General features: G+C 66.3%; 18 protein-coding genes. 12 read left to right on the forward strand and 6 right to left on the reverse strand.

Annotated elements, in window-relative coordinates; all coding sequences use genetic code 11:
• Positions 1–52: 52 nt before the first annotated feature.
• Positions 53–997 carry an RDD family protein gene (locus ABD301_RS19490; protein ID WP_344311672.1) on the forward strand — a complete coding sequence of 315 codons (945 nt, stop codon included), beginning with the start codon at positions 53–55 and terminating at the stop codon, positions 995–997.
• Between the two features lie 12 nt (positions 998–1,009).
• Here the strand turns inward: ABD301_RS19490 and ABD301_RS19495 are convergent, their stop codons facing one another.
• Positions 1,010–1,489 carry a CGNR zinc finger domain-containing protein gene (locus ABD301_RS19495; RefSeq protein ID WP_344311673.1) on the reverse strand — a complete coding sequence of 160 codons (480 nt, stop codon included), beginning with the start codon at positions 1,487–1,489 and terminating at the stop codon, positions 1,010–1,012.
• Between the two features lie 321 nt (positions 1,490–1,810).
• Here ABD301_RS19495 and ABD301_RS19500 point away from each other — a divergent pair, with 321 nt between their 5' ends.
• From ABD301_RS19500 to ABD301_RS19520, 5 genes are read left to right on the forward strand one after another with little or no spacing between them, the layout of a single operon-like run.
• Positions 1,811–2,278 (forward strand): DoxX family protein, encoded by a 468-nt coding sequence (locus tag ABD301_RS19500; RefSeq protein WP_344311674.1) that lies wholly within the window; start codon positions 1,811–1,813, stop codon positions 2,276–2,278.
• A gap of 24 nt (positions 2,279–2,302) precedes the next feature.
• Positions 2,303–3,094: an exodeoxyribonuclease III gene (locus ABD301_RS19505; RefSeq protein ID WP_344311675.1), complete on the forward strand. Its 792-nt coding sequence runs from the start codon at positions 2,303–2,305 to the stop codon at positions 3,092–3,094.
• Complete coding sequence (locus tag ABD301_RS19510; RefSeq protein ID WP_344311678.1) at positions 3,091–3,501, forward strand: DUF3052 domain-containing protein; 411 nt, start codon at positions 3,091–3,093, stop codon at positions 3,499–3,501. Before ABD301_RS19505 ends, ABD301_RS19510 begins: the two co-directional genes overlap by 4 nt.
• Before the next feature lie 33 nt (positions 3,502–3,534).
• Positions 3,535–3,897: a hypothetical protein gene (locus ABD301_RS19515; RefSeq protein ID WP_163572968.1), complete on the forward strand. Its 363-nt coding sequence runs from the start codon at positions 3,535–3,537 to the stop codon at positions 3,895–3,897.
• The gene (locus tag ABD301_RS19520; RefSeq protein WP_163572967.1) at positions 3,884–4,315 is read left to right on the forward strand and encodes a hypothetical protein; all 432 of its coding nucleotides are present in this window, start codon (positions 3,884–3,886) and stop codon (positions 4,313–4,315) included. Before ABD301_RS19515 ends, ABD301_RS19520 begins: the two co-directional genes overlap by 14 nt.
• A 97-nt stretch (positions 4,316–4,412) precedes the next feature.
• On the opposite strand, the gene galK is transcribed toward ABD301_RS19520, so the two are convergent.
• The 4 genes from galK to ABD301_RS19540 are packed head-to-tail and all read right to left on the reverse strand — an operon-like array spanning position 4,413 to position 8,468.
• Positions 4,413–5,573 (reverse strand): galactokinase, encoded by a 1,161-nt coding sequence (gene galK, locus ABD301_RS19525; RefSeq protein ID WP_344311679.1) that lies wholly within the window; start codon positions 5,571–5,573, stop codon positions 4,413–4,415.
• Entirely contained in the window at positions 5,570–6,547 is a 978-nt protein-coding gene (galE, locus tag ABD301_RS19530; protein WP_344311680.1) for a UDP-glucose 4-epimerase GalE, read from the reverse strand. Before galE ends, galK begins: the two co-directional genes overlap by 4 nt.
• Positions 6,544–7,611 (reverse strand): galactose-1-phosphate uridylyltransferase, encoded by a 1,068-nt coding sequence (gene galT / locus ABD301_RS19535; protein WP_344311869.1) that lies wholly within the window; start codon positions 7,609–7,611, stop codon positions 6,544–6,546. The genes galE and galT overlap by 4 nt, the downstream gene beginning before the upstream one ends.
• 17 nt (positions 7,612–7,628) lie before the next feature.
• Positions 7,629–8,468 (reverse strand): DeoR/GlpR family DNA-binding transcription regulator, encoded by an 840-nt coding sequence (locus ABD301_RS19540; protein ID WP_344311681.1) that lies wholly within the window; start codon positions 8,466–8,468, stop codon positions 7,629–7,631.
• A gap of 263 nt (positions 8,469–8,731) precedes the next feature.
• Here ABD301_RS19540 and ABD301_RS19545 point away from each other — a divergent pair, with 263 nt between their 5' ends.
• From ABD301_RS19545 to ABD301_RS19565, 5 genes are all read left to right on the forward strand, one after another.
• Complete coding sequence (locus ABD301_RS19545; RefSeq protein ID WP_344311683.1) at positions 8,732–10,027, forward strand: ABC transporter substrate-binding protein; 1,296 nt, start codon at positions 8,732–8,734, stop codon at positions 10,025–10,027.
• A gap of 10 nt (positions 10,028–10,037) precedes the next feature.
• Positions 10,038–10,991, forward strand: a complete 954-nt coding sequence (locus ABD301_RS19550) for a carbohydrate ABC transporter permease (RefSeq protein WP_279582816.1) — start codon at positions 10,038–10,040, stop codon at positions 10,989–10,991.
• Positions 10,988–11,914, forward strand: a complete 927-nt coding sequence (locus tag ABD301_RS19555) for a carbohydrate ABC transporter permease (RefSeq protein WP_344311685.1) — start codon at positions 10,988–10,990, stop codon at positions 11,912–11,914. Before ABD301_RS19550 ends, ABD301_RS19555 begins: the two co-directional genes overlap by 4 nt.
• Positions 11,911–14,046 carry an alpha-galactosidase gene (locus ABD301_RS19560; protein ID WP_344311686.1) on the forward strand — a complete coding sequence of 712 codons (2,136 nt, stop codon included), beginning with the start codon at positions 11,911–11,913 and terminating at the stop codon, positions 14,044–14,046. The genes ABD301_RS19555 and ABD301_RS19560 overlap by 4 nt, the downstream gene beginning before the upstream one ends.
• 153 nt (positions 14,047–14,199) lie before the next feature.
• Positions 14,200–17,166 (forward strand): M36 family metallopeptidase, encoded by a 2,967-nt coding sequence (locus tag ABD301_RS19565; protein WP_344311687.1) that lies wholly within the window; start codon positions 14,200–14,202, stop codon positions 17,164–17,166.
• Positions 17,167–17,184: 18 nt separating this feature from the next.
• Here the strand turns inward: ABD301_RS19565 and ABD301_RS19570 are convergent, their stop codons facing one another.
• Positions 17,185–17,757 (reverse strand): TetR/AcrR family transcriptional regulator, encoded by a 573-nt coding sequence (locus ABD301_RS19570; RefSeq protein ID WP_344311689.1) that lies wholly within the window; start codon positions 17,755–17,757, stop codon positions 17,185–17,187.
• A gap of 99 nt (positions 17,758–17,856) precedes the next feature.
• On the opposite strand from ABD301_RS19570, the gene ABD301_RS19575 reads away from it, so the two are divergent.
• Entirely contained in the window at positions 17,857–18,813 is a 957-nt protein-coding gene (locus tag ABD301_RS19575; protein ID WP_344311690.1) for a quinone oxidoreductase family protein, read from the forward strand.
• Positions 18,814–18,860: the final 47 nt, after the last annotated feature.

An 18,860-nucleotide genomic window follows, 5' to 3' on the forward strand; every position in this document is an offset into this window, starting at 1 on the left:
CGTTGTCCTGTCATCGGTTCCAGTGGTGACGCGGCCTGGCAGACTGGGCGCCATGGCGTACGACGGGCAGGAAACGGCACCGGGCGGTGGCCTGCTCACCGGCGAGGCGGTGGCGGTCGAGCTGCCGGTGGCCCGGCTCGGCACCCGTACGCTCGCGATCACCATCGACGCGGCCTGCGAATACCTGCTGTTCTACCTGTTCCAGTTGGGCCTGAGCAGCCTGCTGCTGAGCGGCGACACCGCTGCGTACACCATCGGTCTGCTGCTCTCGATCATCCTGACTTTCCTGGTCTGGCCGATCGCCTTCGAGACGGTCAGCCGCGGCCGCAGCCCCGGCAAGATGGCGCTCGGGCTGCGGGTGGTGCGGGACGATGGCGGCCCGATCCGGTTCCGGCAGGCGCTGGTGCGCGGCCTGGTCGGGTTCGCGCTGGAGTGGCCGGGCCTGCTGCTCGGGCCGATCGCTTGGCTGATCGGGTTGATCACGCTGCTCTTCAATGGCCGCGCCAAACGGCTGGGGGACATCGCGGCCGGCACCATCGTGCTGCAGCAGCGGCTGCCCGATCGTGGCGTCCAGATCCCGGACGTGCCGCCGCAGCTGCGTCCCTGGGCGCAGACGCTGGACCTCACCCGGCTCGATGACGAGCTGGCGCTGGCCGTACGAAAGCTCATCACCCGGGCCCGTGACCTGCGCGTGCCGGCCCTGCGTCAGCTCGAGGCCGAGCTGGTCGCCGAGGTCGCTGCGGTCACCGCACCACCGCCACCGGTCGGCACCCCGCCGGCGATCTTCCTGGTCTGCGTGCTGGCCGAGCGGCGCCGTCGCACGCTCCAGCGCAGCGCCGAACGCAAGGCCGCGGCCGCTCAGCTCGCCGTCATAGCGCCAGCAGCTCCCGTCCAGCCCGCCACGGTCGCCGTGCCGTCCGGCGACCTCGCTGACTGGACTCGGCCGGCCAGCGAGGTCGCCGCGGCTCCCGCCACCGGGTTCGCGCCGCCCGCGTAGAGGGCCTAAGCCTCAGCTGGATGCGCGTCGGCGGTGGTTGGCCACGCGTACGCGAGTGGCGCATTTCGATGAGCAGAACCTGCGCGGTCCACCGTTGCCGGCGTTGACGTACGGGCGTTCGCAATCCGGTGCCGCACACTGTCCGCCGGGCGGAGTTTGGTGCTGAGCAAGCAAAGTAGCCAACGCCCAGGCCGATGACGTGAGCAGCCACCGCCCCCACGGCCCGTCGTCCTCGGCGTCGATGTGGAGATGCCAGCCGGTGTTGTCATGGGCGGTCAAGCGCGGCGGACCGGCGTACGCGTGGAACAGCTCGTTGAGTCGCTCGGCGGCTGCGGCGGTGGAATCAGCGCGAAAAACGGTCGCGAGCGCTTGTGCAGCTAACCGCAGTTGCGCCAGATCGGCGTTGGTCAGCTCGATGGGCCCGGGTTCGCCGTGCGCGGTCAACACCGCGACCACTTCGGTGGGAGTCGGTGTGCCGCGGAACAGGTCCACGCGACGCTTGCACGCGCAGGTCTTCACTACGGCGGCGAGCCTCAAGACCGGCGCGTTCGCCTTGGGGGCGGTGCTGGGCGGCTGGCTGGCCGGCGCTGGACTCGGCGCGGCCCTCGGGTTGGCAGCAGGCTGCCAGCTACTCGCGGTGATCGTGGCGTCCGTCCTAACGTGGAGTGGTCCGTCAGGCGAAACGCCAGGCCGGCCTCTGACAATAAGTAGCGGTGCGTCCACAATCGGCCACAGTTGAACGCTCTTCTCCGCGTTGCCGTGTCTGCCGTATGACGCCGAATATGGGCAACGTACGAGCACATGGGAGTAAAGATGACAAGTATTACCAAAGATAATCAATTGGTCACCGATCGGCCGACCGCGCAGGAGGCCAGCACCGCACGGTCGGTCGGCCTGCTGGTCCTGCGGCTGATGGTCGGGGTGGTGCTGGTCGTTCACGGCATTCCCAAGCTCGCCAACCCGGCCGCCTTCATTCATGAGGTCGCCGGCCTCGGCGTGCCGATCCCGGTGGTCTGCGGCAGCCTGCAGATTGCGGGTGAGGTCGGGCTCGGCCTCGCGTTGCTGATCGGGCTGATGAGTCGTACGGCCGGCGTACTCGTCGCGGTCATGATGGGCCTGACCTGGGTGATCGTGCACGTGCCGCAGGGGCTGCTCGGCAAGACCGGCATTTCCGGCGAGAGCGCCGTGCTGCTGGGCCTTGCCGGTGTCGCGATCGCGCTGCTCGGCGGCGGTGCGTACGGCGCGGACACCCTGCTGGCGAAGCTGCGCAAAGCGCGCTGACGGCCTGCCGGTAGCGTTTCCTGTGTGCTAGTCGCTACCGCGAACGTGAACGGCATTCGGGCCGCGTGCCGCAAGGGATTTGACCAGTGGCTGGTCGACCGCAAGCTCGACGTGGTCTGCCTGCAGGAAGTGCGGGCGCAGGACGCCGAGATCCCGACCGAGATTCGGGGCGGTTGGCATATCGCGCACGCCGAGGCGGCGGCGAAGGGCCGCAACGGCGTGGCGGTGTTCAGCCGAGTGGAGCCCACCGACGTACGCTCCGGCATCGGCTCCAAGGAGTTCGACCCGCAGGGGCGGTATATCGAAGTCGACCTGCCCGGGCTGATCGTCGCCAGCCTCTATATGCCCAAAGGTGAGGCGGAAACCGACAAACAGGTGGCCAAGGCGCGGTTCATGAAACCGTTCCTGCCCTACTTGCGGGCGCTGGCCCGGCGGGCCGCTGAGCAGGACCGGGACGTGATCGTGGCCGGCGACTGGAACATCGCGCACCGCGAGGCCGACCTGAAGAACTGGCGCGCCAACCGAGTCAACTCCGGTTTCCTGCCGGAGGAGCGGGCCTGGCTGGACAAGTTGTACGGGCCGCGCTCGGCCTATGTCGATGTCGTACGAGCCGTCCATCCCGACACCGAAGGCCCGTACAGCTGGTGGTCATATCGCGGTCGGGCGTACGACAACAACGTCGGCTGGCGGATCGACCACCTCGCGGTCACCCGCCGACTCGCCGCGAAGGCCCGGACGGCGCAGGTCGACCGGGCGGCGACCTGGGACACCCGGTTCAGCGACCATTCGCCGGTCCTGGTCGACTTCGACGTATGACCGGCTATTCCGGTACGCCGTTGGCCAGGAAACTCGGCGTGAAACCGGGCCATGTGCTCGCTCTCATCGACGCGCCCGCCGGATGGGCGGTGCCCGACCTGCCGGGCGGCGTCGACGTACGAACCGGCGGTGATGGCCCGGCGGACGTCCTCATTCTGTTCGTGGACCGCCTCGCCGACCTCGATCTCACCGCGCCCGGCCGGCGGATCTTCCCGGCCGGCATGGTGTGGGTGGCCTGGCCGCGCCGGGCCGGCGGCCACACCAGCGACATCACCGACAACGACGTACGCGGCCACGCCCTTTCGCTCGGCCTGGTCGACGTGAAGGTGGCCGCGCTGGACACCGACTGGTCCGGCCTGAAGGTGGTCTGGCGCAAGGAAAACCGTGGCGAAAAGCCGCCGGCCTGAGGGAGTAGATTGGCCGGGAACAGGGGAGGGTCGATGACTCCGGCAGTGACGACGGTGGTTGTCGCGGTGGCGTTCGCGATGGCCGCGTGGAGCCTGGTGCTGGCCGCCCGCAACAAGTTGCCCGGCCGGCTGACCCTCGGTGGCCTCGCGGTCGTCGAATTGGCACTGCTCGTCCAACTCGCGGTCGCGATCGTGCTGTTGGCCCAGGGACATCAGGTCCCGCAGTTCTGGACTTTCCTCGGCTATCTGGTGGCCTCGCTGATCGTGGTCCCGGTCGGTGCGGTCTGGGCGCTGTCCGAACGTACCCGTTGGAGCAGTGTCGTGCTCGCCGTCGCCTGCGTGGTCGTACCGATCCTGGTATTGCGGCTCAACCAAATCTGGGGTGGCAGTGCCTGAAACCCGCGAGCGCCGCGCCACTCGATCCGGATTCGGCCGCGTACTGGTCGCTGTCTACGGCATTTTCGCGCTGTCCGCCAGCGCTCGCGCCGGAGTCCAGATCGCCACCAAGTTTTCCGAGGCACCACTGGCTTTTTCGCTTTCCGCCCTGGCCGCCGTTATCTATATCGTCGCCACCGTTTCGCTTGCGTTGGACGGTGACGTCTGGCGGCGCCTCGCTTTCGCCGCCTGCGGTACGGAGTTTGTCGGCGTTCTCGTGATTGGGACGTACAGCCTGCTGGACCGGGTCGCCTTCCCGGAGGCCACGGTTTGGTCGGATTACGGTCAGGGGTACGGATACGTGCCCGCCGTACTGCCGCTGGTGGGGCTGTTTTGGCTCTATTACACGAGGATGCGCGTTCGTAACGTCAAAAGCTAGTGGCGGCAGTTGGGGGCTGGATTTTCGTCGAGTGCGGGACTTTGTCCCACTCTCGACGTCGAGTGTGGGGTTTTGTCCCGCAGTCGACGTCCGGCCTTCAGGAAAGGCGCAACTGAGTGGCGCCGGCTGACGGAACGGCGGTAAACCAGTCAGGCGCCCGAAAACCGGCGGCGGCGAAAGCGGCCTCGACAGCCTCGGCCGTGCTGGCGGCCTGATCGACGTCCGTCAGCGCGATAATGCATCCGCCGAAACCTCCGCCGGTCATTCGCGACCCGTAGGCCCCAGCCGCGAGGGCCGCTTCGACGGCGGTATCGACTTGCGGAACGGTGATCTCGAAATCGTCACGCATCGAAGCGTGGGAAGCGGTGAGCAAGGGACCGGCTTCGCGGACCGAGCCGGCGCGCAGCAGGGCGACCGTCTCCTGCACCCGGGCGTTTTCGCTGACGACGTGGCGGACGCGGCGGCGGACCACGTCGTCGTCGATTTTGGCCAGGGCGTCGGGAAGATCGGTGACCGCGATGTCCCGCAGGGCTGGCACGCCGAGGATTTCGGCGCCGCGTTCGCAGGATTGGCGACGTTTGGCGTATTCGCCGTCGGCGTGGCTGTGTTTGGTGTTGGTGTTGAGGATGAGCAGGGCGAGGCCGGCGCCGGTCAGGTCGAGAGGGATCTGCTCGGTTTCCAGCGTACGGCAGTCCAGGAAAAGTGCGTGGCCAGCCGTGCACAGCAGCGAAGCGGCCTGGTCCATCAGGCCGGTGGCGGCGCCGACATAGAGGTTTTCCGTGCGCTGTACCAGTTTCGCCGCGTCCATGCCGGGAATGTCGAAGCCGCCGAGGCCGGCGAGTGCGGTCAGGGTGGCGCATTCCAGTGCATGAGATGACGAAAGACCGGAGCCCAGCGGGACGTTGGAGGAGACCATCAGATCGGCGGGCGGGACCTGGTGGCCGGCTTCCACCAGCGCCCAGACGACACCGGCCACGTACCCGGCCCAGCCCTTGATCTTGCCAGGGACCAAGTCGTCCCGTCCGAAGTGGACGGTCTCGGCAGTGAGGTCGGAGCGTACGGTCCACTGTGGACCTTCAGCGTGCGCGGCGGCTACCACCGTCCGCTCGGGGAGCGCGAATGGCAGCACGAAACCGTCGTTGTAGTCGGTGTGCTCGCCGATCAGATTGACCCGGCCGGGGGACGCCCAGAGACCTTCGGGCGCTCGGCCGTATGTGTCGAAGAAGAGTTCTTCAGCGGTTCCCTCGGGCAGCGTCACGACTGGCTCCCGGAGTTCAGGAAATCCCAGGCGTCGCTGACCATGTCCTGGAGCGAGGCTTTCGCGGGTGTCCAGCCAAGCTCGGCTTTGGCCGCATCGGAGGAGGCGACCAACTCGGCCGGATCGCCGGCTCGCCGGTCCTTTTCGATCACTGGCAGCGGCTTGCCGGTGACTTTTTCCACCACCGCAAGAACTTCCCTTATGCTGAAACCGGTGCCGTTGCCGAGGTTGAAGACCTTGTGTTCGCCTGGCGTCAGATTGTCCAGTGCCAGCAGGTGCGCCCGGGCCAGATCCTCGACGTGGATGTAGTCGCGAATGGTGGTGCCGTCCGGAGTGGGATAGTCGGTACCGAAAATCGCGAACTCGGGTCGCCGGCCGGCCGCGGCTTCCAGGGCGAGCGGGATCAAATGGGTTTCCGGGGTGTGCCGCTCGCCCATCACCGTGGTGCCGCGCCGGTATGCGCCAACGACGTTGAAATACCGCAGGCTGGTGGCCGCGATGCCGAGCGCGGCCACCTCGCCGGCCAGCATGAAGTCGACGGCCAGCTTGTTCTCACCGTACGGGCTGGTCGGCGCGACCGTCGCGGATTCCAGGATCGGCACCTGCGTCGGGTTGCCGTAAACCGCGGCGGAGGACGAGAAAACAATCTTCCGTACGCCCGCGGCGCGCATCGCGACCAGCAGCGACAGCGATCCGCCGGTGTTCACATGCCAATAGAGGCCAGGCTTTTGTACGCTCTCGCCGGCCGCGATCAGGCCAGCGAAATGCAGCACGGCGTCGAAACCGGAATCCGGTGTCAAAACCGTTGCGACCTGTGAGATGTCGCACCGGATGAATTCCACCCCGGCTGGCACGCCGGAGGCGTCCGAAGTCGACAGGTCGTCGATGGCGACCACGGAATGCCCCGCATCGACCAGCATCGCCGACACGATCGAGCCGATATAGCCGGCACCGCCGGTGACCAGGATCTTCACTGTGCTGTGGCCTCTCTGAGCAGCGCCGCGGACCGCTCCGGTGGAATGTCGTTGATGAAAACTCCCATGCCCGACTCGGATCCGGCCAGGTATTTCAGCTTTCCGGCTTCTCGCCGGATCGAGAAGAGCTGCAAATGCAGGTAGGCCAGGTCCCGGTCGACTCGGGCCGGAGCCTGGTGCCAGGCTGAGATATACGGCATGGGAGTGTCGAAAAGGGCGTCGAAGCGCCGCAACACATCCAGGTAGATCGGGCCGAAACTGTCCCGCTCGGCGTCCGAGAGTTCGGGAATGCCAGGCACCTGCCGATGCGGGTAGAGATGCACCTCAAACGGCCACCGCGCGAAAGCCGGTACGAAGGCTGTCCAGTGCTCGTTGCTGGCCACGATCCGCTCGCCGATCCGCTGTTCGTCCGCCAGCACCCGGGCGAAGAGGTTTTCGCCGGTACGGTCGCGATGCCGGTGCGCCGAGTCGAGCATTCGGCGGGTTCGTGGGGTGACGAACGGGTACGCGTAGATCTGACCGTGCGGGTGATCCAACGTGACGCCGATTTCCTCGCCACGGTTCTCGAAGCAGAAAACCTGCTCGACGAAAGGCAAAGCGTTCAGCGTCTCGGTCCGGTCGGCCCAGACATCCACCACCGTACGCACGCGTTCGGGCGTGAGTTGAGAAAAGGACGAGTCGTGGTCGGAGGTGAAGCAGACCACCTCGCAGCGGCCGGCGCCGGGCCGCCGGGTGACCACCGTGCCGTCGTCCGACGGCACCGGCTCGTCCGCCCCGCCGGTGGTGAAAGAGGGAAAACGGTTCTCGAAAACCACCACGTCGTACGCTGGCGACGGAATTTCGGTCAGCCTGTCCTTTGTGGACGGATCCAGCGGACATTCCGAGGTCGGCGGCAGGAAAGTACGACTCTGTCGGTGCGAGGCAATCGCCACCCATTCGGCCAGCAACGGGTCGTACCGTACTTGCGAAAGGGTGTGCGCTGGCGGCAGCTCGCGAGAGTCGTAAAGCTCTCGGACGGCGTCGTCGGTCTCGTCGAAATAGATGATTTCGCGACCGTCCGCCAACCGCGCGGGTGTTTTCTTCACTGCTGCAGGTCCTCCGCTGCGCCAGTTGCTGGCACGATAATGAGTTCTCCTACTTCACCGGACAGCGTTTCGGCCGCTTCCGGGGACAGTCCGTCGTCGGTGATGAGCACATCGGCGTGCGAAAGTGGCGCCATCGAGCTGATGCCGACCGTCTCCCATTTGCTGTGGTCGGCGAGGACGACCAGCCGCCGGCCGGCCGCGATCAGGGCGCGGTGGGTGTCCGCCTCGGTGATGTTCGGAGTGGTGAAACCGGCCTGGTTGTCCATGCCATGCACGCCCAGGAAAACCAGGTCCAGGTGGACTGACTGCAGGGCCGCGTTGGCGAACGGCCCGACCAAGGCGTCCGACGGCGTACGCATGCCACCGGTCAGCACCACGGTCTGGTCAGCCCGTCCCATGGTGTGTAGTGCGTCGGCGACCGGGATCGAGTTGGTCACGATGGTGAGCCCCGGGACACCGCACAGGTGCCGGGCGAGCGCCCACGTGGTCGTACCGGCGCTGATGCCGACAGCGCTGCCGGGCGTGACGAACCGGGCCGCGCGGGCCGCGATCGCCTCCTTCTCCAGCCGCTGCCGGGAGGACTTCACCGCGAAGCCAGGCTCGTCGGTGCTGCGTTCGGTGATCGCGGTCGCGCCGCCGTGCACCTTGTCCAGCAGCCCGCGGTCGGCCAGTACGGACAGGTCGCGGCGGACGGTCATGTCCGAGACATGGAGCATCTCGACCAGCGCGCTGACGGTCGCGCCGCCGTTGCGGCGGACTTCCTCGAGGATCAGCTGTTGACGCTGGCGGGCGAGCACCCGTCCAGGCTCGCACAGCCGCTCAACGCGAGTCAACATTAATCAACATGTTCTCACGTTGTAGAGAATCAAGGGCGAACCGATTCGTACCCTTTCAGAGGGGAAAGTAATGTTGACTCCGTCACTTTGCTGACTTGTTGTGGACGAATCGACAGCTTTTTCCCGTGTTTTGTCTGGAGTCTTGACACCGCCTAGTCTCCGGGGTGCAAGATTGGCGAATTCTGGTCGGCTTCGTGCGAACGTGTTGGAAGACAGCTGCTGGAGCTGATCGGTTGGATCAGCGTTCGGTCACAGGAGGAACCATGTCCCTGCAGGAACACCTCGGCGGCGCGCCGGTCAGCCGGCGGTCGCTGCTGGCTGGCGGTCTCGGTCTCGGCGGCGCGCTGGCGGTCGGCGGCCTCGCCGGCTGCGGCGGCGGCTCCGGATCGGCCAGCCAGACGATCACCGTCGGATCCAGCGCCTCGGACGCGGTGCCGAAAAAGGCCACCGCTGGGATCATGAAGGCCTTCAGTGACAAGAACGGCGCGACCGTCAAGATCAACACGGTCGACCACAACACGTTCCAGGAGCAGATCAACAATTACCTGCAGGGCCGCCCGGACGACGTGATCACCTGGTTCGCCGGCTACCGGATGCGGTTCTTCGCCAAGAAGGGCCTGCTCGGCGACATCTCCGACGTCTGGACGCAGGTGGGCAGCCAGTTCAGCTCGGCCATGAAGAAGGCGTCCACCGGCGAGGACGGCAAGCAGTATTTCATTCCGCTGGACAACTACGCGTGGGCGGTCTTCTACCGGAAGAGCGTCTTCCAGCAGCACGGGTACGAGGTGCCCAAAACCTGGGATCAGTACGTCGCGCTGTCCGCGAAAATGCAGAAAGACAACCTGCCAGTGGCGTTCGCCGACCAGGACGGCTGGCCGGCGTTCGGCACCTTCGACTACCTCAACATGCGCGTCAACGGCTACGACTTCCACGTCAGCCTGATGGCTGGAAAAGAGGCGTGGGACTCCCCGAAGGTGGCGAAGGTTTTCGACACCTGGAAGCAAATCCTGCCGTACTACCAGACCGGGGCACTCGGCCGTACGTGGCAGGAGGGCGCGCAGGGACTGCTGCAGAAGAAGACCGGGATGTATTTGCTCGGCGGCTTCGTTTCGCAGCAGTTCACCAACAAAGAAGATCTGGACGACCTGGACTTCTTCCCCTTCCCGGAAATTGACTCCACTGTTGGGACGGACGCGGTGGAGGCGCCGATCGACGGCTACATGATGGCGAAGCGGCCGAAGAACGAGGCCGGCGCCAAGAAACTCCTGACGTACCTGAGCAGCGCCGCCGCCGAGGAGGGCTACCTGAAAGTGGACCCGAGCAACATCGCGGTCAACAACGGCGCCTCCAGCGCCGGCTACAACGCGCTGCAGAAGAAGCAGCAGGTGCTGATCGCGCAGGCGAAGTCGATCTCGCAGTTCCTGGACCGGGACGCGGACCCGACTTTCGCCTCCACGGTGGCCATCCCGAGTTTCCAGGACTTCCTGAAGAACCCGAACAACATCGCCTCGACCCTGAAGAAGATGGAAGCACAGAAGAAGTCCATCTACAGCGAATAAAGGATCACAGGTGGCAACATCTACCGCCGCGGCGGACGCTCCGGCTGGTGCTGGACCGACCCGCCGGACGGCACGCCGCAAGGTTCGGCGCTGGAGTCGGCGCGACACGCTCGTCGTCAGCCTCATGTTGGGCATTCCCACTCTGCTCAACATCCTGTTCGTCTGGCTGCCGGCGTTCACCTCGGTGGGGCTTTCGCTGACGTCGTGGGACGGCATCGGCCTGGACCAGATCAAATGGGTCGGGCTGCGGAACTACCAGGAGATCTTCACGATCTACCCGCCGTTCTGGCCGGCGCTGGAACACAACGTGATCTGGCTGCTTTTCTTCGTGCTGATCCCGACCCCGTTCGGGCTGTTTCTGGCGGTGCTGCTGGACCGGCAGATCAAGGGCAGCCGGATCTACCAGGGCGCGATCTACCTGCCGGTGGTGCTGTCGCTCGCGATCGTCGGTTTCATCTGGCAGCTGGTCTATTCCAACGACCAGGGCCTGATCAACGAGCTGCTCAAGGATGTCGGGCTGAATCCGGTCAACTGGCTCGGTGACTCGCACGTCAACCTGTGGGCGGTGCTGGTCGCGGCCAGTTGGCGGCACGTCGGCTACATGATGATTCTTTACCTGGCCGGCCTGAAAGGCGTTGACCCGTCGCTGAAAGAGGCCGCCGCGATCGATGGCGCGAGCGAGCGGCAGACGTTCTTCCGGGTGGTTTTCCCGTCACTGCGGCCGGTGAACATCGTCGTCATCGTCATCACCGTGATCGAGTCGTTGCGGGCATTCGACCTCGTCTACATCATCAACGGTGGTTTCAACGGCCTGGAGCTGCTTTCCGCCCTGGTCACCCAGAACATCATCGGCGAGGCCAGCCGGATCGGCTACGGTTCGGCGATCGCGGTGATCATGATGCTGATCTCCACGGTCTTCATCATCATTTACATCACCCGGATCTTCAAAGAGGAGCCGCAGTGAGCGCGACAACGGCCACCGCGACGCGTAAGACCGGAAAAGCCGCCGGCCCGGTGAGCCGGCAGCGCAAGCCGATCCGGCCGGCCCGGATCGCCCTGCACGCCTTCCTGATCCTGGTGACGGTGTCGTTTCTTTTCCCGTTGTTGCTGGCGTTCTACACGTCTTTCCGTACCCAGAACGACACCGCCCTGCACGGCTATTTCTCGCTGCCCGATGCGTTGACGGTGCAGAACTATGTCAACGCCTTCACCCAGGGCAACATGCCGCTGTATTTCGGCAACACCATCCTGGTGACGGTGCCGTCGATCATCCTGATCCTCGCGCTGTCGTCGATGGTGGCCTTCGGGCTGGCCCGATTCCGACTGCCTGGCCGCAAAGCGCTGCTGGTGATGTTCGTGGCCGGCAACCTGCTGCCGCCGCAGATCATGTTGACGCCGCTCTATCGGCTCTACAACCTGATCCCGCTGCCGGACTTTATGAGTGACTCCCAGGTGCTTTACGACTCGTACTGGGGAATCATCGCGATCCATGTGGCATTCCAGATCGGTTTCTGTACGTTCGTGTTGACGAACTACATGGAAGTCCTGCCCAAGGAACTCACCGAGTCGGCACTGGTGGACGGCGCCGGCGCGTGGAAGCAGTACACGTCGATTATTCTGCCGCTTTGCCGGCCGCCGCTGGCGGCCCTCGCGACGCTGGAATTCACCTGGATCTACAACGATTTCCTGTGGGCGCTGGTGTTGATGAGTACGGGTGACAAGCGACCGATCACGTCCGCCCTGAACAACCTCAAGGGCGAGTTCTTCACCGACAACAACCTGCTGGCGGCCGGCTCGCTGATCATCGCGCTGCCGACCATGATCGTGTATTTCGCGCTGCAGAAGCAGTTCATCAGCGGACTCACCCTGGGAGCCAACAAAGGATGACCGGAGCCGCCGGATGGCATCATCTCACCGCCGGCGGCGTCAGCCTGCTGGTGGAAGCCGTTGCGGGAGCGAGCCCGCGGGTGCTCTGGTGGGGCGCCGAGCTGGGCTCGACGGACCTCGCCGCGGTGGCGCTGGCCGCTGGTGCGGCCGGCCCGCACGGTGGGGTAGTCGCGAGTTCGGCCGCGCTGCTCTTTCCGAACTACGCCGAGGGAGACGCCTCCCGCCCAGCGCTTGCCGGCCACCGCGGCGGCGTGGATTTCTCGCCATTGCCTAAATGCGTGACCGTCGATTCGTCGGAATCCGCGCTCGCCATCACGTCCGCTGACGAGTCGGCAGCGCTTTCGGTGCGTACGGACGTGGAAATCAGCGAGTCCGGGCTGCTGCGACTCCGGCATGCGGTGACCAACACCGGCGACTCCGACTATGTCCTGGACGGCGTAGCCGCCGCGTTGCCGATTCCCGGCGAAGCCGCCGAGGTGCTGGACTTCACCGGCCGATGGAGCCGCGAGCGCAGCCCCCAGCGCCGGCCGATGACGATTGGTGCGGTCGTAAGGGACAGCCGGCGCGGCCGTACCGGCCATGACGCCACCACGCTGATGTGTGCCGGCGAGCCAGGCTTTGGCTTCCGGCATGGTCAAGTGTGGGCCGTGCATGTGGCGTGGAGCGGAAACCACAGCACGTACGCGGAAAGGACGCCGTCCGGGCTCGGGCGGCTCGGCGGCGGCGAATTGCTGCTGTCCGGCGAGGTCATCCTCGCGGCCGGTGCGGAATATGTCTCTCCGTGGCTTTTCGCGGTCTATTCCGGCGCTGGCCTGGACGGGGTCAGCGCCAGTTTCCATCGCTGGCTGCGGGCTCGTACGAACCACCCGAAGTCGCCGCGACCGATCGTGCTGAACACCTGGGAAGCCGTCTATTTCCAGCACGATCTGGAAAAGCTCTGCCGGCTCGCGGACGCGGCCGCTGAGGTTGGCGTCGAACGGTTCGTCCTCGATGACGGCTGGTTCGGCAGCAGGCGGGACGACACGTCCGGTCTCGGCGACTGGTACGTCTCCGCGCAGGTTTGGCCGGAGGGTCTTTCACCGCTGATCGACTATGTTCGCGGTCTGGGAATGCAGTTCGGGCTGTGGGTGGAACCGGAAATGATCAATCCGGATTCCGAGCTGGCCCGCGCACATCCCGACTGGATCATGTCGACCGGCGGTCGGCTGCCGGCCGAAGTCCGGCATCAGCAGGTCCTGGACATCGGGAATCCGGCCGCGTACGCGTACATTTTCGAGCGACTGGACGCGCTCCTCACCGAATATCCGATTTCTTTTGTGAAATGGGACCACAACCGGGACCTGGTCGACGCCGGCCAGTCCGGTGCCGAGCCGCACAACCGGGCTGGGGTTCATCGACAGACACTGGCGATTTACCGGCTGCTGGATGAACTGCGTGCCAAGCACCCGGGAGTCGAAGTGGAGAGCTGCTCATCTGGTGGCGCTCGGATAGACCTGGAGATTTTGCAGCGTACGGACCGGGTGTGGACCAGTGACTGTAACGACGCTTTGGAAAGGCAGGCAATCCAGCGCTGGACAGGATTGTTGTTGCCGCCGGAGCTGATGGGCGCGCACGTCGGCCCGACCGAGTCACACACCACCGGTCGGGTGCACTCGTTGTCCTTTCGTGCGGTGGCCGCGACTTTTGGCCACTCCGGAATGGAATGGGACATTGCCTCGATCACCGCGCAGGAGCGTGCGCGGCTGCGCACCTGGGTGTCTTTTGTGAAGGATCACCGAGATTTGCTGCACAGCGGCGATGTGGTACGCGCCGACTACCCGGATCCGGCCGGCTGGGTGCACGGCGTGGTCGCGACCGATCGATCCTGCGCCCTGTTCGCGTACGTCCAGATGGCGTCGACGGCTTTCGAGCGGCCACTGCCCGTACAGTTGCCTGGCCTGGACCCGGACCGGTGCTATCTCGTCCGCCCGGTCTATCCGGCCGGCCAACCCGCCGACGTCAACCGGACCGGACCGGCTTGGATGGCGGCCGGCGAGATCGCGCTCTCCGGCCGCGCTCTCGCCACCGTTGGCCTGGCTCTGCCGATCCTGCGCCCTGAGCAGGCGCTACTCCTTGAGGTCAGTCCGCGGTAGTCCGCAAAGAGGAATGCCGAAGGTGCACACTTTCGGCGCCTGAATAGGCGCCCGAAACGGCATTCCGACGGACGGCAGGTCGATGCGACTCTGCTGCGGCGACACGCGCGGGCCCGTGGCTGGCTCGTGTTCCCCCGCCCTCCAGGAGAGCCGATGAGTCCTGTCCATCGACAACGCCGACGCCTTGCGGTGGTCGGCGCGTGCTCGGTTGTGGTTTTGGTTGCCGCGGCGCAAAGCACGGTCCAGGCCGCGTCCGCCGCGGCGCCGCCTCGGCCGGCGAGGCCACCGGTGGCGGCCGGTCAGCTGACCTCTTACGACGTACGTGACGGCGGCAGTCAGGCCCAGACCGAGGCGCTCGCGCAGCGCCAACTCGCGCTGCGGGCCGCCCCCGCGGTCCGAGAACTTTCCCAGCAACTGGGCCCACAGAGCATCGTCGACCTGGACCCGCTGACCGGCACCCCGCGGCAGATCGCCCGGCTGGACGGCATGCTCACCGGCCCGAGTCGGGCCGCCGCCAAGGACGTCGCGCTCGGCTATGTCCGCGACCACTCGGCGGTCTTCCACCTTTCCGCGGCGGACCTGCGGAACCTCGCCGTGGCACGAGACTACGTTGACATTACTGGCATTCATCACCTGTCCTTCGTTCAGCGAGCGGGCGGTCTGGACCTGTTTGGCAACGGACTCAAGGCCAACGTCAGCAAGGACGGCCGGCTGATCAACCTGACCGGTTCGCCACTGCCCGCGCTGACCGCGCCAGCGGCTGGCCCGGCGATCAGCGCGGACCAGGCGATTCAGGCCGCGAAACGGGACACCGCTGAGAAGAACGTCGTTCGCGGTCCAGCGGACACCTCGACACCGGTACTGTTCCGTACGCCCGGCGGCACCCGTCGCGCGTACGAGACGGTCACCATGTCGGCGGTGAATCCGACGCTGGACGTGGTCGACGCGCAGAACGGCCGGGTGCTCTACCGGCAGCCGTTGTCCAGTGACTACGCCAATTCCGCGGGTTCGCCAGTGAGCGGCGGACCGGAGAAGATGCCGGCCGCGCAGCCCGCTGCCGCTACCCAGTACGGCGATGTGGTGACCTATTATCCAGGCGCGCCGCACGGCGGTGACCTGCACACGGTGAGCCTCAACCAGAACGGCTGGCTGCCCAAGGGATCGGCCGTACTGTTCGGAAACAACGCGCACGCGTACGCGGATCTCAATGACAACGCCCAAGCCGACTCCAACGAGGAGGTCGGGCCGACCGGCCAGCAGGGCTACCGTTTTCCGTTGGTGCGTACGCACCCGGCGGGCGAGCCGTGTGACACCAACGTCTGCACCTGGGATCCGTCGACGGCCTATTCGTGGCAGAACAACGTCGGCCACGACACCGTGCAGGCGTTTTATTTCGCCAATGTCTGGCACGACCACCTGCAGGACGCGCCGATTGGTTTCACCGAGGCGGCCGGGAATTTCCAGCAGGTCAACAGCAGCGGGCAGGGCATCGGCGGCGACCCGATGCACACCCAGGCGCTGGATGGCGCGTCGGTGGCGAACGGTCTTCCGGACGCGAACCGCATCGACAACGCCCGGATCGCTACCCCGCCGGACGGTCAGTCCGCGATTATTCAGATGTACCTTTATCACCTGCCTGGCGCGGCATACCCGTCCGGAGATCCGTTCCTCGCGGTGGATTCGACGAACGAGGCCGACAGCACGTACCACGAATACACGAACGCCCTTCCGCAGCGACTTCTGGTCGATGCGAACAACGCTCCGGTGCTGAATTCGTGGCAGGGGCGGGCCATGCAGGTCGGCTGGAGCTACTGGTATCCGGCCGACTATGAGGTCAGTCACGGCGACCAGATCGACACCCCGGCGCCTGGGGAACTCAAGGATGGCGCGTACGAAACCGCCGGCGGAACCTTCGTCCACGAGGGCTACGACTGCCCGGTAGGCACCGCCGAGGCAGCTTGCCCCGGCACCGTACGCACCGGCCCTGGCGGCTTCACCTACGGCCAGATCTCCAAGGTCAGCACGACTCCCAATCCGCACGGCGGCGGCGAGTTCTGGGCGCAGACGCTGTGGGATCTGCGTACCGCGCTGGGCAGCACTCTGGCCGAGTCGCTGGTGACCCGAGCGATGGAGTTGTCCCCGGCGTTTCCGTCCATGGTGGACATGCGCAACTCGATCCTGCAGGCCGACCAGGCGATTTACGGCGGCCGGCAAGTGGCTGCCCTATGGCGGCTGTTCGCGGCCCGCGGGCTGGGGTTCTTCGCCGCCAGCGACGGCGGCGATGACCAGAACCCGGTGCAGAGCTTCGCCGTGCCACCGGCGCCCGGCTCGCCGATCGCGACGTTGACCGGCAAGGTGACTGACCCCGGCAACACTGCGCTGGCCGGCGTAACGGTGGGGATCGCTGGCCATGACTCCGGTTTCCCGGGCGACTACGCGGCGACCACCGACGCGAGCGGCACGTACACGATCAGCGGCATTTTCGCTGGTACGTACCCGTACGTGTCAGCCAGCGAAGCCGGTTTCACCCGGCAGGTCCGCTCGACGGTCGCGCTCGGCTCGGGTACGACGACATTGGACTGGCAAGTGGCCCGGGACTGGGCCGCCGCGTCCGGCGGCGGCAGCGTCGCCTCCTTCACCGGCGGCGACTACACCCAGGACGAGTGCGGTCCGCAGAACATCATCGACCAGAGCCAGCACAGCGGCTGGGGCAGCGACGCCGACCTCGCCGCGGACGGTACGCCGAGCGCCGCGACCGCGAAGAACGTGGTGATCAAGCTGCCGAGCGCGGTCAATGTCACGCAGCTGGCCATCGACCCGTCGAACAGTTGCAGTGACGACGATCCGACCTCGGCGACCGGCGGCTATCGGGTAGAGACCTCCGCTGACGGCATCACTTGGCAGCAGGCGGCGGCGGGTACGTTCACGCCGGCGGACCTCGGCAAGTTGGTGCCGCTCGTACCAGCCGGCACCACCGGGCAGGGCGTGAGCTACGTACGGTTCTGGATGCTCAGCACGCAGGCCGTCACGCAGAAGCTGGGCTGCCCGAGCACCGCGTACACCGGGTGCCTATATATGGACTCCGGTGAAGTGGAGGTCTTCGGCACTCCGACCAGCTGACTTGTCCGCTGGGCCCGGTCACGGGTCCAGCGGCCTCAGCAACGCGGTGGCCAGGTCGTGCAGCGACCTGGCAAACCGCGGTGACGTGCCGTTGCGATGCAGGTGGGCCACCAGGTCGCTGCTCAGCGAGCGGAGCAGGATGTGCGCCTGCAGTTCGGCGTCCAGATCGGGACGGGCCTGCGCGATCAGGGCCGTCACGTGACGATGCCAGGCCTGGTAGACCGGCTGGTCGTCATGGTTGCCGGCGACGGCCGCGCGCTCGTGCGCGGCGATCAGGCCGAGATTGTTGGTGATCAGCTCCAAAGTGCCGTCGAGGAACGCGAGCAGTCGCTCGGTGGGCTCCGCGCCAGGGCCAAGCGGCGGCGGGCCGGACGTGAACGCCGTCTGTAGAGCCTCCGCACGCTGGACCATAAGTGCGCGCATCAAGCCGTACCGATCACCGAACCGGCGGAACACGGTCCCTTTGCCGACCCCGGCCTTCGCGGCCACACGGTCTATAGAGACCTCTTCGGGTGGGAAGTTGCTCAGCAGCTCTTCGGTGGCTCGCAGGATCGCGGCCCGGTTGCGCGCCGCGTCCGCCCGCTCGGCCACTCTTTACTCCTCAACGCTAGACGGACCAGCGGTCCGGATAGTAGCCTCTCGAATAATCGGACTGTCGGTCCGATTAAACGTACATCGAGGAGAAGACTAGTGAGAGCGATTGTGATGCGGCGGACCGGTGGTCCGGAAGTGCTGCGGCTGGAGGACGTACCAGTGCCGGTTCCGGCCGCCGGGGAGGTGCTGGTCAAGACGGAGGCGATAGGCGCCAGCTACCCAGAGACGCTGCTAAGGTCCGGCGCGTTTCCGGTGCCGGGTGGCCTGCCTGCGGTGGCCGGGATAGAGGCGGCTGGCACGGTGGCGGCGGTTGGCGATGGAGTTGACGCGGGGATGATCGGCCGGCGGGTTGTCCTTATGGACACCTGCGGCGGCGCGTACGCGGAGTTCTGTGCCTCGCCGCTGTCGGCGATCACCGAGATCCCGGACGGTTTGTCGGCGGTGGACGCGGTGGCGGTTGGCGGCATGGCGGCGACCGCGCTGGCCGTCCTGCAGGACGCGGAACTGGCCGGCGGCGAGACGGTCCTGATCGAGTCGGCGGCCGGGCAGGTCGGTGGCTACCTCGCGCAGCTGGCTCGGCGTGCCGGTGCTGGTCGCATCATCGGCACCGCCGGGAGTCCGGCGAAGCTCGAGTTGGCTTTGGAGCGCGGCTTCGACGAGGTGGTGAACCACCGCGAGGAAGGCTGGCAGGAGAAGCTGCCTCGCGGTATCGACGTCGTTTTCGAATCCATCGGCGGTGACTCGGCGGGGCGGTTGCTGGACGCCATGACAGCGGGCACCGGCCGGATGATGTCGTACGGGCTGTTGAGCGGCGACTGGGCCCGGATCGAGGCTTTCGAGCTTGATGCCCGCGGGCTGCGGTTGGTCGACTGCGCCCGCCGCGACGGGTGGCTCCAGCGGGTCGAGGCCGCTCGTACGACCGTGCTCGACCTGGCCGTACGCGGTGAGTTGCGACCCTTGATCGACAGTCACCTGCCGCTCGCCGAGGCGGCCACCGCTCATCGGCGCTTCGAGGACCGTCTCGCCGCCGGCAAGATCATCCTCACTCCCTGATTCGGACAAAGGGTGTGTACGGAGGGTGACGGTGCGGGGCTGGCGGA

This window comes from Fodinicola feengrottensis (genome assembly GCF_039530045.1).
Classification (GTDB): Bacteria; Actinomycetota; Actinomycetes; order Mycobacteriales; family HKI-0501; genus Fodinicola; species Fodinicola feengrottensis.

Excerpts from the sequence above, each read along its gene's own strand:
- ABD301_RS19490 (WP_344311672.1), top strand. The coding sequence starts at position 53 with ATGGCGTACGACGGGCAGGAAACGGCACCGGGCGGTGGCCTGCTCACC.
- ABD301_RS19500 (WP_344311674.1), top strand. The coding sequence starts at position 1,811 with ATGACAAGTATTACCAAAGATAATCAATTGGTCACCGATCGGCCGACC.
- ABD301_RS19510 (WP_344311678.1), top strand. The coding sequence starts at position 3,091 with ATGACCGGCTATTCCGGTACGCCGTTGGCCAGGAAACTCGGCGTGAAA.
- ABD301_RS19515 (WP_163572968.1), top strand. The coding sequence starts at position 3,535 with ATGACTCCGGCAGTGACGACGGTGGTTGTCGCGGTGGCGTTCGCGATG.
- ABD301_RS19540 (WP_344311681.1), bottom strand. The coding sequence starts at position 8,468 with ATGTTGACTCGCGTTGAGCGGCTGTGCGAGCCTGGACGGGTGCTCGCC.
- ABD301_RS19545 (WP_344311683.1), top strand. The coding sequence starts at position 8,732 with ATGTCCCTGCAGGAACACCTCGGCGGCGCGCCGGTCAGCCGGCGGTCG.
- ABD301_RS19560 (WP_344311686.1), top strand. The coding sequence starts at position 11,911 with ATGACCGGAGCCGCCGGATGGCATCATCTCACCGCCGGCGGCGTCAGC.
- ABD301_RS19565 (WP_344311687.1), top strand. The coding sequence starts at position 14,200 with ATGAGTCCTGTCCATCGACAACGCCGACGCCTTGCGGTGGTCGGCGCG.